Source organism: Rhodococcus sp. C-2, assembly GCF_027854095.1.
Taxonomy (GTDB): Bacteria; Actinomycetota; Actinomycetes; order Mycobacteriales; family Mycobacteriaceae; genus Rhodococcus_F; species Rhodococcus_F qingshengii.
On sequence record NZ_JAQGFI010000002.1, the window covers coordinates 189,532 to 206,377 of the forward strand.

General features: G+C 63.5%; 1 protein-coding gene. It reads right to left on the bottom strand.

Translation table 11 applies throughout. The features are described from left to right. Positions 1 to 113 precede the first annotated feature (113 nt). A complete protein-coding gene (locus PCS43_RS04715; protein WP_209911425.1) occupies positions 114 to 16,823 on the bottom strand; it encodes a non-ribosomal peptide synthetase in 16,710 nt (5,569 codons plus the stop codon). Positions 16,824 to 16,846 lie beyond the last annotated feature (23 nt).

The window sequence follows — 16,846 nt, forward strand, 5'->3', positions numbered from 1 at the left end:
GCCGCCAATCGATGTCCCGAAGTAAGTAGCAAAGGCTACCCTTAATGAGGTGAGGGTATCAACACTGTGAGCCCCCGTATAGCGGTCGACCCCACGGAGCGATGCGACGTATGTCATAGTTTCGCCCCCTCGCTCGCGTCATCCCCTTCGGCGGCGACTGCAGCCTCGATCACGTCGACCAACTGACCTGCCCATACGCGGACTGCACCCGCATCGACGCGGTCGGCACGGAACCCGAGAGTTGCAAAGACAGGCCCATCGCCCACCGGCTCGTAAAAACTCAACGTCACATCCGCATGGGGCACTCCCACCGGAATCGGTACGAGAGAACCGAAGTCGCCGAGCCCGTCCAAATCCGCCTGCTGGTGATGGATCACCATCACCTGAGGTCTCATGGACGCCGGATTACCCAGCGCCTGCTCGACATACACATATGAGACATCCTGATTGTTCAGCGCCTCCAGATTTCTTTCCCTCACTCGGCCCAGCAATTCTGCAAACGTCGGACTACCGGACGTATCCGTGCGCAGGAGAACAACATTGAAGAAGGACCCGATCATCGGTTCGAGACGAGGATCCGACCTGCCCGCAACCAATGAACCGATGGGAAGATCAGTACCCGCGCCGGCCTTCGTGAGAACGCTGGCCAGTGCGGCCTGCAGGACCATGAACATACTCGTGCCGGTGCGCGCAGCCAGGGCGTCGATTCCGGCGTGCAGACCCGCGTCGATGTCGACGGCGATCACGTCACCTCGAGGCTCCGAGTCACCTTCCGGCAACGGAAGATTCACACTGGTCGGTATTCCGTCGAGCGCATCCCGCCAATATGCAAGTTGCTTCGACGCTCGGCTGTCGACGTCTCGGGGGTCTCCCAACAGCTCGTCCGACCACACGGTGTAATCGGCGTACGTCAATGCAAGCTCGTCCCAAACCGGTTGATCTCCCTGCGACCGGGCTGCATAAGCAGAGACCAGATCTCCCAACAGCGGCACTACTGACCACTCGTCGACGGCGATGTAGTGCATGACGAGAAGCATTGTCCTAGAGCCGTCTTCACCGAGCACCAGATGAACCCGCAACGGTGATTGCTCACGCAGATCCATCGGAAGTTGAGCCAGTTCGAACACCACTCGACCCACATCGCCGGCGCCGACATCGACCACATCGACAGTCGGACGCACCGATTCTCTTGCCACGACGATGCCGTCGACCTCGACGAAGGTGGTCCGCAGGGGTTCGTGCCGCGAAGTCACATCGTCCAAGGCGTGCCCGAGAATCTCCGGATCGATCTTCGATTTCAGGGTCAGCGCCAGAGCGTGGCTTGCTTGCGGTTGCGCGCCGGACGCGCGGAACAACTCCCATTGACGACGTTGCGGCGCAGACAGACCCATCGTCTCGGGACGTTTCACCGCCGGCGCCAGGATCGGACGCCCACCTTCCGAACGCGCGACGACGGCCGCCAACTCCGCAACACTCGGCGCGTCGAATACGTCTCGAATACTGACGTCCACACCGAACGCTTCCCGAATGCGACCGACCAGTTTCATCGAAGCCATCGAATGGCCGCCGAGTTCGAAGAAACTGTCGTGGACTCCGACGCTCGGTAGCTGCAGGATTTCCGCGAACGCAGCCGCAACCGTGGACTCCACTGCCGTGCGAGGAGCAACATCACCCGCCAGCTCCGACCAGTCCGGAGTGGGCAACGACTTGCGGTCGAGCTTTCCGTTGGGCGTCAACGGCAGCGGACCGTCAAGGGCGACAACCATGGTCGGAACCATGTAGTCGGGCAACGACAGTGCCGCGAGGTTCCGCACTGCCGTCGTGTCGACGACGACACCGGGTTCCGGTGACACGTAACCGACCAGGCGCGTGATTTCGCCCTGCCGATCCGCGACGACCGTTGCCTGCTTCACCGAAGGATGGGCACTGAGAGCTCCGATGATTTCGCCCAACTCGATTCGGAAACCGCGGATCTTGACCTGATCGTCGACGCGGCCGAGGAAGTCGATGTTCCCGTCAGTGCGCCACCGCGCGCGGTCCCCGGTGCGATACATGCGATCGCCCGCGGTGAAGGGATCGGCGATGAATCTCTGCGCCGTCAGATCGAATCGGCCCAGATAGCCTCTCGCCAGGCCGCGTCCCGCGATGTACAGCTCGCCGGATACTCCCGGCGGAACCGGACGGAGTTGATCGTCGAGCACGTACGCCTGTTCGTTGGGGTCAGGGATTCCGATGGGCACGGGACCGTTCCAACCGGGTTCCGCCTGCCACAGTGTGTTGTTCACCGTGGCTTCGGTGAGTCCGTACGCGGCAAGCAAATTCAGCCGCTCCGCCCATCGCCCGATCAGCTCCGGTGGCACCGTCTCGGTTCCGACCAACACGGTGCAGCCCTGCGGCACTTCACATCCTGCCGGCAGAGCGGCCAGCAACGAGGGAGGGATGATCGCGTGGGTGACACGATTGCTCGTCATGAAATCGGTCAGCGCCGGACCGGCAACTCGTGCATTCTGCGGCACGATCACCAGGGTGCTGCTCGTGCACAGTGCCATCGCCAGCTCGAATACCGCGACGTCGAAGCCGACCGAAGCGAACTGCATCACCACCGAACCCGGTACCAGTCGCATCCGAACCTCGGCTGTGGCAACAAGACTCGGAATACCGTCATGGGAGAGGACGGCTCCCTTCGGCTTGCCGGTCGATCCCGAGGTGTAGATGACATAGGCAGCGTGGCTGACGCCAACTGGTGGCCGGGGAGTTTCGACGATCACTGCCTCGTCCAGTTCCGCACGGATCAGCGGATCGTCCAGGAGGATTCGCTCGACGCCGACCACATCCTCGATCCGCGAGCTTTCCTCCGCAGTGGACAGAAGTACCGAGGCGCGGGAATCGGTGAGCATGTATGCGATGCGTTCGCTCGGGTGACTCAAATCCAGGGGTAGATACGCGGCCCCCAGCTTGAGCACCGCGAGGACCGACGCGACCATTTCCACCGAGCGCGGGACGGCAAGCCCCACCACGTCTTCGACCGACACTCCGCGGCGATACAGCACGCCGGCGATCCGATCACACTGCTCGGAGAGTTCGCGGTACGTGGCCTGCCCCGCCTCGTCGCGCACCGCAATCGCCTCGGGCGTAGCAACGACTCCACGCGCGAAAGCGTCGTAGAACGTCTCTTCCGGCACGTCGACGGCGGTGTCGTTGAACGAGGTGACAACTTGCTCGAGTTCGCCTGGCAAGAAGATGTCGATGTCGCCGATCTCGATGTCGGCCGATTCCACGACTGCCGCGATCACCGATTCCAATCGGTTCGAAATCCGCTGTGCTGTTTCGCGATCGAAGAGGTCGCTGCCGTATTCGAGTCGGACGTCGATGCAGCCTTCGTCGCCGAGGTACTCGGTGAAGTTGAACACCAGATCGAACTTGGCTGTGTACTCCTCGAGTTCGAACGGATCCCCTCCCATCTCCTCCCGGCTGTGATAGCCGACCATGACCTGGAACAGCGGATTACGTGCCAAAGTACGCGACGGATTGAGGCGCTCCACCACCGTTTCGAAGGGAACGTCAGCGTTGGCGAAGGCCTCGAGATCTCCCTCGCGAACGCGATCCACCAACTCCCGGAACGTCGGGTTACCCGACGTATCCGTGCGCAGCACAATCGTATTGACGAAGAAGCCGACCAGTTCGTCGAGTCCCTGCTCACTACGTCCGGCGACGGGAGCGCCGAGGGGAAGGTCCTCACCCGCTCCGAGCGCAGTCAGCAACGCCGCCGACGCCGCGTGCAGAACCATGAACATCGAACTCTGGCTCTCGCGCGCCAGATCTCGCAGTGCAGCAGTTGTCTCCACGCCCAACCGTGTCACCACTGCACCACCGGAGAAACTCGGTCTGGCCGGTCGACTCCGGTCGGCGGGAAGCAGCAGTTCTTCGGGGGCTCCGTCCAAACTCTTCGCCCAGAAGTCCAACTGCGTGCTCAGGATGCTCGACGGATCGTCGGGGCTGCCCAACAATTCCCGTTGCCACAGAGTGTAATCCGCGTACTGAACCGGAAGCGGTTCGAAAATTGGATCTTCGCCCTGGATCCGAGAGGAGTATGCAGACATCAGATCGCGCAGGAATGGCCGATCGGACCATTCGTCCGTCGTGATGTGATGCAGGACGATCACGACCACTACGGCACCGTCCACCTCGGCACCGTCCACCCGGATCAGACGTGCGCGGATCGGAATCTCGTCAGACAGGTCGAACGGACGACCCACTGCCACGGCAATTTCACCGGCGACACCGGATTCGTCTCGATGAACTGTCTCGACCGGAATCGTCGCCGATTCGAGAATTATCTGCTCCGGCGATCCGTCCACCAACCGGAACACCGTACGCAGGGATTCGTGTCGTTCCACGACGTCGCCGAGCGCCGCGGCGAAGACGTCCGCGTCCAGTGCGCCGTCCAAACGGAGCACGATCGGGAAATTGTAGGCCGCGGAGTTCTCCTCCATCTGTCCGATCAGCCACAATCGCTGTTGAGCGGCAGAAAGAGGAAGGTGGTCCGGCCGCGGCTTCGCTACCAGTACCGGTCGCGTCGATCCCTGCTCGGCCGCAATACGTTCCGCGAGTTCCGCGACGGTCGGCGCTTCGAAGAGATCACGCATGGTCAGACTGTTCGGAATGGCGATCCGAGCTCGACTGATCAGCTTGGTGGCCAGAAGCGAGTGCCCACCGAGGTCGAAGAAGTTGTCGTCGACCCCGATATCGCCCACATCGAGTACGTCGGAGAAGAGGTCGCAGAGGACCTCTTCCGTGTGGTTACGCGGTGCGATCGACTCCCCACTCCGCTCCCCCAGCACCGAATCAGCGGTGGGCAGTGCCTTGACGTCGAGCTTGCCGTTGACGGTCATCGGTAGCGTCTCCACCTCGATCACCACGGCCGGAACCATGTAGTCGGGTAGGAGAACTCGCGCCTGCGCGCGGTAGTCGTGCCCGGCGCCGAGTCGCACGGGCGTCACGTAGCCGACGAGCCTCTTGACTCCACCTGCCCCGACGTCGACCACCACTGCCGCTTGCCGCACATGTTCGTCGGATTCGAGAACGGAGACGATTTCGCTCGGCTCGATGCGGTGACCTCTGATCTTCACCTGATCGTCGGTGCGGCCGAGGAAGTCCAGGTTGCCGTCACCGCGTCGCCGCACGAGATCCCCGGTGCGGTACATACGTTCTCCGGTCCCAGCCGGATCTGCGACGAAGCGCTCGGACGTGAGCGCGAAGCGTCCGAGGTAGCCGCGAGCCAAACCGGCTCCGGCAATGTACAGTTCGCCGGCAACTCCATCGGGGACCGGACGCAGCCAGCCGTCGAGAATATGCGCGGCGGTGTTCCAGATCGGTTTGCCGACGGTCGGGGTGTCACTGTCGAACGTTCCGCCACCGAGCGTGTTGATCGTGTATTCCGTCGGACCGTAGAGGTTGTACCCCACGGTTCCCTCGGTGTCGCGCAGCCTGTTCCACACCGAATCCGGAACGGCTTCACCGCCGAGCAGGACCAACGGCGGGCGGTGGTGTCCCACACCGTCGTCGAGAAGCCCGCTGTCGATCAGGTGCGTCGCGTAGGTCGGTGTCACGTTGACGACGTCGATGTCCAGTGCGTCGCAGTATGCAACGAGTGCCTCGGCATCACGACGCAGATCCTCGTCGCAAATGTGCACCTCGTGGCCTTCCACGAGCCACAGAAGTTCCTCCCACGACATGTCGAAGGCGAAGGACACGGTGTGCGCGATCCGCAGGCGCCGGCCCGCCGCGGCGATCACGGGTTCGAAAATCGCCTCGCGGTGGTTGAACTGCATGTTCGTCAAGCCACGGTAACCGGTGACCACGCCCTTGGGCTTGCCGGTCGAACCGGAGGTGTAGATGACGTACGCGGGGTGGTCGAGTCGATGCGGTGCCCCCGGAGCGAATGCTCCGAGTTCCGACGCGGAGAGCGCCCGCGCCGAGATCGTCAGTCTCCTTGCTGCTGTATCGGGTTCGTCGATCACGATAGTGCGGACGTCGGCACCTTCGAACCTCCCTGAGGCCGAAACGGTTGTCAGCAACACGACAGGATCCGCGTCGTCGATCATCACGGCCAACCGTTCGGCCGGATGGTCGAGTTCGAGGGGTAGGTAGGCAGCACCCGTGCGCAATACCGCGAAGAGCGCGACGACCATGTCCACCGAACGTGGTAGGCCAAGAGCGACAATCTTTTCCGGGCCGGCGCCGCAATTGATCAGCAACCGCGCCATCCGGTTGATCTCGCCGTCGAGATCGGCGTAGGTCATCCGGCGCTTCCCGAACACGAGTGCCGTGTCGTTCGGTTGCGCCGACGCGACTTCTTCGAACAGGTCGGCAATGGTGCGCTCCGGCAACTCCCGGATCTGCGTCTGCTGCGCTACTGCGGGAACCGGAGACGCAACAACCGATCCCGTCATGTCCTGCGACCAACTCTGCAGCAGGTCGACGAAGTGACCCAGTAGGTCCTCGGCCCGGCGCGCGGTCACCAGACGCGGATGGAACTCGAACTTGACGTTGACGGTGGCACCCGGTGTGACCACGACGGTCAGCGGATAGTGCGTGTGATCGATACTGTCGCTTCCACTCACGTCGTGAGCGGCGTTGAGCGCGTGGACTTGCTTCTCGTCCACGAAGTTCTGCAGGACCATCAGCACGTCGAAGAGTTGACGATGCTCGGAAACACGCTGGATCGATGCCAAACCGAGGTAGTCGAACGGCATCAGCGAAAGTCGATCCGCCTGTGTCCGACGAAGAAGTTCCTCGACGCTCTCGTTCGGATCCAGTTGCAGCCGAACGGGAACGGTGTTGAGGAACATGCCCACCACGGTGTCGATTCCCGGTACCTCCGGCGGCCGTCCGGCAACCGTGGAGCCGAAGACGACGTCCTGTCGACCGGTGGCCGACGCCAGCACGAGAGCCAGCGCTGCATTCAGTACCGTGTTGAACGTGACGCCGGACGCGGCAGCGCGCTCACGCAACGCACGCGAAAGCGTTTCCGACAGAACCGCATCGCGGCGATCCGGAAGCTGAACTTCGACGCCGGGCGCAGGCTCGGCAACAAGCGTCGGCTCCTCGAGTCCTGCGAGCGCTCCGCGCCACCCCTCGTCGGCGGCTGCACCGTCGCGATCGGCCAACCAGGCGAGGTATGTCTCGAACGACCCCTCGGGTTCGCCGAATGCGCTGTCGTCGCCGCCGGTATCGTAAAGCGCCAGAAGCTGACTGACGACAAGGCCGTTGGACCAGCCGTCCCACAGCAGGAACTGCCTGTTGATCACCAGACGATCCTGGCCGCCGGGCAGATGCAGCACACTCATACGCCACAGCGGCGGCGCGGTCAGGTCGAATGGCGTCACTCGGTCTTGGGCGGCGACGGCCTCGGCACGCTCACGAGCAACCGAGTCGTCGAGTTCACGGAGATCGTGGACGACGACCGGAACATCGAGTCCAGCGCTGAAGAACTGCACCGGCTCGTTCAGCCCTTCGCTCACGAAACCCGCTCGCAACGTGGGATTTCGTCGTTGAAGTGTCCGGGCGGCCGCAGCCAACCTGTCGACATCGAGGGTGTGCCCGAAGTCCATCGAGAACTGTGCCGTGTAGATGTCCCCACCACTGCTGCTGTCGCTGCTGCCCGCGTAGCCGGCTTGGAAGTACAGGCCTTCCTGCAACGGTGAGAGTGGGAGGATGCTGCTGACACCTGCCGGACTCGCATCGGCTATCGCGTCGATCTCGGTCTGACTCAGGTCGAGCAACGTCACATCGGACGGGGTCAGAATGGGAGACCCGGCGTGACGCGCGGCCGCAGCCGCCAGATCGCCGAGCGCCGAAACCCAGCCGTCGGAGAGTGACTGCGCATCCTCCTCGGACAAATCTTCACTTGCCCAGGCAAAGTCGGCGCGGAGCCCCGAATCCTCGCTGACGACATTCACGATCAGCCGGTACGGGCCTCCCATGTCTGCGTCGGGATCGGTGGACAAGGCTTCGGATTCCGCTGCCAAGGACCATGCTGTCGATCCAGCTGTCGTCGTACGTCCGAGATAGTTGAACAGGATCTGAGATTCGGAGCGCCCCGACAATGTCGATGCCGTGCGGGCATTCACGTATCGCAGCATCCCGTAGCCGATACCGCCGTCCGGAGCCGCCCGCAGGCTCTCCTTCACCTCGCGTAGCGTGTCCACCGGGTCGATTCCGCCGTGCAGCCGCATCGGGGCAATCGTGGTGAACCAGCCGACTGTTCGCGACAGATCGATGCCCGCCACCAACTCCTCGCGGCCGTGCCTTTCCAGATCGACCAGCAGTTCGTGCTCACTGCGGCCGGTGGAGCGACGCCAGCGATCGACCGACATCGTCAGCGCTGCCAACAGAACATCCGTTCCCTCGGCACCCACCATTGCCGCAACCGATCCAAGTGCTGCCTCGGAGATTGCTCCGTCCACCGTGACCGTGCGCCTCGAGCCTCCGGAAACGACGGCATCGCCCGCGGCGTCGGGGATCAACTGCGCGCCCGGAGCGGTCACGGTCAGCCAGTGATCGAGTTCGGCGAATCGATGAGCACTGTATGCGTGTTCGGCCACCGTACGGGAGAAGGTACGCAGCGAAGTTCCGACGGCATCCAGTGCGGCGGGCTCTCCGGCTTCGACTGCCACCCAGGCCATCGCGAGATCCTCGAGCAGGGTTCCCCAGGAAACCCCGTCCACGACCAGGTGGTGCGCGACTATCGCGAGTCTGCCCAGACTCTCAGCGCCGCAATCGAACCAGACCACCGAGACCATCCGCCCTGCAGACGGATCCAATCGACTGGTCGCAGTTTCAGAGTGCTCAGTGACGAGTCTTCGCAACTCGGCGTCATCCAGTCCCCGAGCATCAACGCGTTCGACCAGGTTCGCTGCCCGGACACTACCGGGTTCCTCGATCCGCGCCGACCACATCCCGCGGTCATGTCGGATCAAGGTTTGGCGAAGTCCGTCGTGGTGATCGAGCACGGCCTGCAATGCGCCGGTGATCGAACCGAGAGATGTTGCCGGAGAGTGGATCAGAACTGCCTGGTTGAAGCGGTCGGTACCACCCGTCCATTCGGACAAGCGGTGAACCACCGGCAGCGGAACCAGCTCACCCACGCCGATGTCGGCCGTGACGGTGGCATCCGAGGTGGCGACATCACCCACCGCTGCAGCGATCGCAGCGGGAGTGCGCAATTCGAAGATCTGACGCGGGGTCAGCACTACCGAATCACGACGAGCCAGGTTGACCAGTCGGATCGCCAGGATACTGTCGCCGCCGAGAGTGAAGAAGTCATCGCGCACCCCGACTCGAGGCAGTCCGAGAACCGTCGCGAAATGCCCGGCGAGGAGGTCTGCAACGCCCGAGGAAACCACTCCCGTCAAGTCGCCCACCTGTGCCGCAAAATCCGGTGCAGGTAGTGCTTTTCGGTCGAGCTTGCCACTCGGGCTCAGCGGCAGCGACTCGAGCCGCACGAAGGCACTTGGCACCATGAACTCCGGTAGCACTGACAACAACTGAGCTCGAACCGCAACATCATCAGCATCTCCGACCAGGTAGGCGACCACCTGTGCGCGGTTGCTCGGACCGTCGGTTCGGACGATCACGGCACTTGCCGTGACTCCGGGGCACAGCGCCAATTGCGCGTCGATTTCGCCGAGTTCGATTCGGAATCCACGAACCTTCACCTGCTCGTCGGCACGGCCGAGGTACTCGAGAACGCCGTCGGCATTCCACCGCACGATGTCACCGGTCCGGTACATCCGCGAGCCGCCGTCGCTGTACGGATTCGCCACGAATCGTTCGGAGGTCAATCCCCCACGTCCGTGGTAACCACGCGCCAGTTGTGGCCCTGCCAGATAGAGCTCACCGGTGGCACCGGCCGGGACGTTCTGCAGGTAGGGATCGAGAACCAACAGGCCGGTGTTGGCGGCAGGTGCGCCGATCGGGACGCTGACGGCGTCTGCCGGAGTTTCCTGCACCGACGGCTGCCAACTGACGTCGACGGCGGCCTCGGTGGGGCCGTAGAGGTTGTCCACCAGAGTATTCGGCAGGATCTCGGCGACCTTGCGTGCAACGTGAACGGGCAGTGCCTCACCGCTGCAGTTGACGATCTCGAGCGAAGAGCACAGTGCTGCTTTCGGCTCCGCGAGAAACACGTCGAGCATCGACGGAACAAAATGCACGCGGGTCACGGAATGTTCGACGATGACGTCGGCCAGATAGCCAGGGTCCTTGTGCCCGTCCGGCTCGGCCATCACGAGAGTTGCCCCCGCCAGGAACGGCCAGAAGAATTCGGGAACGGAGACGTCGAAACTCGACGGGGTCTTCTGCAGCATCCGGTCGGAGACGTCCATCGGACGTATCTGCTGTGCCCAGAGCAATCGGTTGACCACACCCTCGTGGTTGACCACAACGCCTTTGGGGCGACCGGTCGAACCCGAAGTGTAGATCATGTACGCGGCATCCGCGGGCGTTCCTGGGACACTCAGCGGATCGGCGGGGAACTGCGCCGACTCCGATACCGTCACCCGCGGAACCGAACCCGAATCGAGTGAAGAGTCTTCCGACACCACGACGCACACAGGATCGGCGTCACCCAGCATGTACGTCAGCCGCTCCGCCGGGTAGCCGGTGTCGAGGGGAACGTATGCTCCCCCGGCCTTTCCGATGCCGAGTATCGCGACTATCAGATCAAGAGAGCGAGGCAAGGCAACCGCTACCAACGATTCGCGTCCGACGCCACGTTCGCGCAGCAGATGCGCAAAACGATCAGCGCGAGAGTGAAGTTCGGCGTAGGTCAACGACTCTTCACGGAAGATCACTGCGGTGGCTTCGGGCGTACGCCCGGCTTGATCCTTCAGCAGCTCGGTCAGCGTTGCGCGCGGCCGATCCAAGGCCGTGCCGACGCTTCCCGGCTGTGCAGGTGCCAGCGCGATCCGGCCGATGACCTGATCGAGATCGCGCGAGAGCTCGGTGAGTACGACTGCGAGAGTTTCGGCCAGCGACGCAGCGGCATCGCCGTCCACCTGAGCAGCGTCGTACTTGAGCTCCAACGCCAATCGATCGCCGGGGACGACGATCAGGGTCAGCGGGTAGGCCGGTCGCTCGTCGAATCGAATTCCCGTCAGTCGCACCGAGTTCGTCGGATCAGCGATTGCCGTGTCACCGAGTGGATAGTTCTCGAACACGACGAGTGATTCGAAGTCCTGCTCCAGTCCGCCGGTCCGTCGCAGTTCGGGTAACCCCAGGTACTGATGGTCGAGTAGTTCCGATTGTTCCCTCTGCCAACGGGAAAGCGCTTGCGCGGCTGTCTCTGCCGGATCGAACCGCAACCGAGCCGGCACGGTGTTGATGAACAAGCCCACCATGGACTCGATGCCGGGCAGGTCTCCACCGCGTCCCGATACGGTCGATCCGAACAGCACCTCTGTTCGGCCGGTCATTCGGCCGAGCACCAGCCCCCAGGCGCCGTGCACGAGCGTACTCAGCGTCAGGCCATGGGAGCGTCCGTTGATCGCCAGTGCGCGAGTATCACTGTCGGACAGCTCGACTCGGGTGGCACAGACGCCGCTGCTGCCCGCGCTCGGCGCGGGAAGTTCGACCGCGGGCCCGGGAGAGTTCAGCGCTTCTCTCCACACCGCTGCCGAGGCCTCGTGATCGTGGCGGGCCAACCATTCGAGATAGCTGCGGTACGGCGCCGGAGTCGGGAGCACCGCGCCGGAGTCGCCAACGCTGTACGACGCCATCAGCTCCCGCAGCATCACCGGAACCGACCATCCGTCTGCGACCGCATGGTGAATCGACTGCAGCAGAAGGTACTTCTCCGAAGAGGCACGGACAAGCGTGTAACGGACGAGCGGCGGTTGCGCCAGGTCGAACCCGCGCGCGCGGTCGGCGGAAAGCAGTTCATCGACATCGGCGCCGGCCACCTCGACTACCGCCATCTCCACGACAGCGCTCGGGTGCACCACCTGCACGACCCGGCCGTCACCCAGGACCGAGAATCCGGTGCGCAGCGCCTCATGCCGATCGACGACGGATTGCAGCGCGCGGTGCAGCGCCGCACTGTCCACGGCTCCGGTCAGTTCCACAACCTGTTGCACGACATACTGATCGGCCCCCGGATCGGCAAACGCCGAATGGAAGTAGATCCCTTCCTGCAGCGGAGTGAGTGGGAGAATCTCTTCAGCCTTCGGTAACCCGTCCACGTCTGCCTGAGCGAGCGCCACCAGAGGGTAGTCCGAGGGTGTGGCTCCGCCGAAGGCTGCGAGCCCGGACACGGCCTCGAGCGAGTCCAGCCACAACCGCGCAAACTTGTCGATATCGCTACGCAGGAAGATGTTCGACGCCCAGGTCAGGGTGGCTCGCAGGCGTGGTCCACCGGCGGCGTCCTCGGCTACGACGTCGACAGACAACGCGTGACCCATCGGCATGGACGGATCGGCAGCACCGTCCATCGACACCGGGAACCAGTCCCCCTCCGCTGCGGCAGTGCGTCCCAGATAGTTGAGCACCACCTCCGGCGCTGCGAAACTACGCAACTGATCCGAGCCGCCGAGGTATCGCAATGCTCCGTACCCGAAGCCGGCGTTCGGGACCCGTCGAAGTTGCTCCTTGACGCTCTTGAGAACCCCCGCCAACTCGCCGCTCGCGTCGAGATCGGGAGCGGCTGTGCCGATCTCGAGCGCCACCGGAAACACTGTGGTGAACCATCCGACGGTACGAGTCAGGTCGACGTGCGCATCGCCGTCACCGCGAACGATGTCCTCGTCGCGTCCGTGCCCCTCCAGATCGATCGTCACCGATCCGGCACCGCTCCAACGGGTCAGCGCCACGGCAAGTGCGGTGACCAGCACTTCGCTCACATCGGCTCCGAACGCCCGTGGGACACTGCCCAACAGCTGATCTGCAAGTTCTGGAGGTAGGGTGATCGACCGCGCCGCAGCGGTGCGCGCGAGGTCAACTGCCGGGTCGAGTGCCCGACGGCCGAGAGATGCCCGTTGTGCGGACGTCACCGAGTCCCAGAACTCGATTTCCGAGTCCAGTCGCCCGGCTCCGACCGCCTCCGAGACGAGTTCGGCGTACCTTCGCACCGACGTGCCGACCGGAGCGAGTGCGGGTTCGTCGCCATTCATCGCTGCGATGCCGGCGCGCGCGAGGTCCTCGAGGATGATGCGCCACGAGACGCCGTCGACCACCGCGTGGTGGATGACCAGCAACAGCCGTCCGGGACCGGTCACAGGGCGGAACAGAACAGCGCTGACCATCGTGCCGTCGGCTGGATTCAGACGGCCGACAGCTCGCTCGGTCTCGGCGACGATCAACGGTCCGCATTCTTCGAGCGGTGCCGGTAGTGCACGGGTCTCGAAGACCACAGCCGCTTCGTTTGTCTCCGGAACAAGCAGCGTTCCTTCGGAAGTCAACGTCCCACGAAGTGCATCGTGGCGCGCCACCAGGGCGTCGAGCGCCGACTCGGCGTGCTCGGAGGTCAAAGCTGACGGGGTCTGAATCAGCGCACGCTGGTGGAAGGTTCGTACTGCGTCCGACACTCCGAGAACCTTGGCGGCAATCGGCGTCGTGGCTACGTGGCCGATCGGTTGGTCCGCGTGGTCGACGATCTCAGCCACTCGGGAGGACTGGGCACGCGCCATAGCCTCGGCGGTGCGCAGTTGGAACACCTCGCGAGGACTGATCGACAAACCGGCAGCACGAGCCGCGGTCACGAGTGAGATCGCGACGATGCTGTCGCCGCCCAGTGCAAAGAAGTCGTCGGTAACGCCGACCGAATCGAGGCCGACTGCCGACGCAATCAACGTGCAGAACTGTTGTTCGACTTCGTTTCTCGCAGCGACATGTGCACTCAGTTCGGCGAGATCGGGCTCGGGTAGCGCGCGACGGTCGAGTTTGCCGTTTGCCGTGAGCGGAAACTTGTCGAGGACGGTGACGGTGGTCGGGACCATGTAGTCGGGCAGCTTGCTCGCAGCCCACTCGCGAAGCTCACGTGAGTCGATCGCGAGGTTCGTCCCCGACGCTGCGCTCACGTAGGCGGCGAGATACTTTGCACCTGTTGGTGCTTGGCGCACCAGAACTGCCACGTGACGCACTGCGGGGTGCGAAATCACGGCGGCTTCGACATCCTCGAGTTCCAGGCGCATGCCGCGGATCTTCACCTGATTGTCCGTGCGTCCGAGGAAGTCGAGGGTGCCGTCGGCGGTCCATCTGGCCAAGTCACCGGTGCGATACATGCGGGATCCGGCCAGATCACCTGAGACGAAGGGATCCGCGACAAAACGAGATGCGGTCAGTGCCGAAGCACCCACGTATCCGCGTCCCAGCAGGAAGCCCGCGGCGTAGAGTTCGCCGCCGGTGCCGATCGGAACCGGCTGCAAGTCGCCGTCCAACACGTACAGACGAGTGTTGGGGTTCGGGCGACCGATGGATGTGGCGATTCGTTCCGCGTCCTCGCGGTAGATCACATGGGAGACACCGATGGTCGCTTCGGCCGGGCCGTAGCCGTGATACAGCGTCGTGGACAGTTGATCGCGGAACCGATCGAAGAGTTCAGGCGTGAGAACCTCACCGCCGCACCACACGTGCTTCAACGAATCGAGCTGATCGGTCCCGTTCGCCAGATCCAGAAGGATGTCGAGCATCGACGAGACCAGGTAGACGAAAGTGACCGATTCTCCGGCGATCAGGTCGAGCAGGTATTGCGGGTCGCGTTCCCCCTCGGGCTTCGCGATCACCAATCGACCGCCGGAGACGAGCGGGAGCAGGATCTCGTTGATCGAGATGTCGAACGAGAGTGGGGCTTTGAACAAGGAGGCATCGCCGGACCCGAACCCGAGAATCCGCTCCCGCTGCCACAGCAACCTTGCGCAGATTGCCTCGTGGCGGATCATGGCGCCCTTCGGACGTCCGGTCGAACCGGACGTGAAGATGACGTATGCGAGTTGGGCACCGTGACTACGAATGTCGGAGGTCATCGTCTCGGACAGGTCCGAGGGCCCGTCCTCGTACGCCCACGCGGAGAGATCGACCGGAACGGAGTCGTCTACACCGTCCGAGGTGAGCACCAGTGTGGCGCCCGCGTCGGCAAGTACCGATTCGCGGCGTTCGGCAGGCCATGACGGATCCAGGGGCACGAAGGCACCACCGGCACACATGACGGCCAACAACCCCACCACCATCTCGGCGGATCTCGGAAGCCCGATCGCCACAACGGTTTCGGTCGCGACACCGCGAGAGATCAAGTGCGCGGCGAGCTGTGATACCCGACTTTCGAGTTCGCCGTACGTCAGCCGGACGTCCCCGTCGACCACGGCGACAACGCTCCGATCGACAGAGAAGCTGCTGCGCAACAAATCCGGCACCGTCGTGACGGGCTGCGGCTCTGCGGTGTCGTTCCACCCGTGGAGCACGAGTTCTCTCTCCGCGAGCGACATGGGGTCGAGTGCCGAGATCGGAAGCTGCGGCTCTGCTACGAATCGATCGAGGAACTGTTCGATTCTGGCGGTGTGATCGGCCAACTCCCTGTCGAATCCGGCCGGGGCGCGGACGTCGATCTCGATCGGTTCCCCGTCCTGACCACCGCGCACACTCAGATCCAGGTCACTGACTCGACCGGTTACCGAATTACGCACGCGCACCGGGCATCCGCCGAAGGTGAGTGTGTGTTCGAACATCATCGAGTTGATGCCGGGGCCGAAGACCTGACGGTCGGGATCGATCGCCCGAATGTCGCGAGCGAGATCCTCACCTCGGTACCGCCCGTGCTTGAGAATCGAGACCAGGGCGGTGTCGAGACGAGTTGCCAACTGGCCGATGGTTTCCGAGCGTTCTACCCGAATACTCAGCGGCAAAATCGTCGACGCCATCGAAGGAGTGCGACGCATGTCGCGCCCCACCCGAGCGGCCATCGGTACCGAGACGACAACGTCGTGCTGTCCCGTGGTTCGTGCGATGTACGCGATCAGCACGGCCATGGGGAGACGAGTTCGTCGAATCCCGGCGTCGGCCGCATAGCGGTAGAGCTGTGCCGCGCGATCAGCGTCGAGCGTGAGTATCGCCGAGATCGGCGGCAGCGAATCATCCACCTGCCCATGCAGAATACGCGTCGCTTCCGGTCCCGATTCAACGCGTTCGACCCAGTACTGACGGTCGGTCTGGAATCGCGGAGAGTTCCGGTAATCCAGATCGGCTGCAACCACGGCGTCGAGTGACCACTGCGGCGCGGCAGTCCCGAGATTCGGATCGTCGTATCGCTCGGCGACGTCGGCGACGATGAGCGAGATGCCGTACCCGTCGATCACGCTGTGGTGATAGCGCTGATACCAGATGACTCGGTCGTCAGCGGTCAGCAGAAGCACCTGGCGGAACAGCAGATCGTCCGGACCGAAGACCCGAGCCATGTCGGTGTCCATCCACGACTGCGCAGTCGAATCGGGATCCGCCTCGGCCCGAAGGTCGAGAATTTCCACGTCCCAGCGCGCATCCGGAATCGGCACCTGGATCAGCTGGTTGTCGGCATCGACCTCGAAGTGCACGAACAGCGCTTCGACGCGTCCGACGCTGGCCTCGATCGACGCTGCCGCGCGCTCGACGTCGATCGTGCCGTCGACCTCGACGACAAGTCCGATGTTGTAGACCGGACTGCTCGGATCCACGTTCTGAGCAACCCACACCTCACGCTGAGCGGCCGTCGCCGGGAGCGCTGCGTCCAGATCGGCACCGCCCGATACCGCCGGGTGAGCTACCTGAGAGTGGTCAGACATCAAGAATCCGATCATCGTCGTTCATGCTCATCGAACGA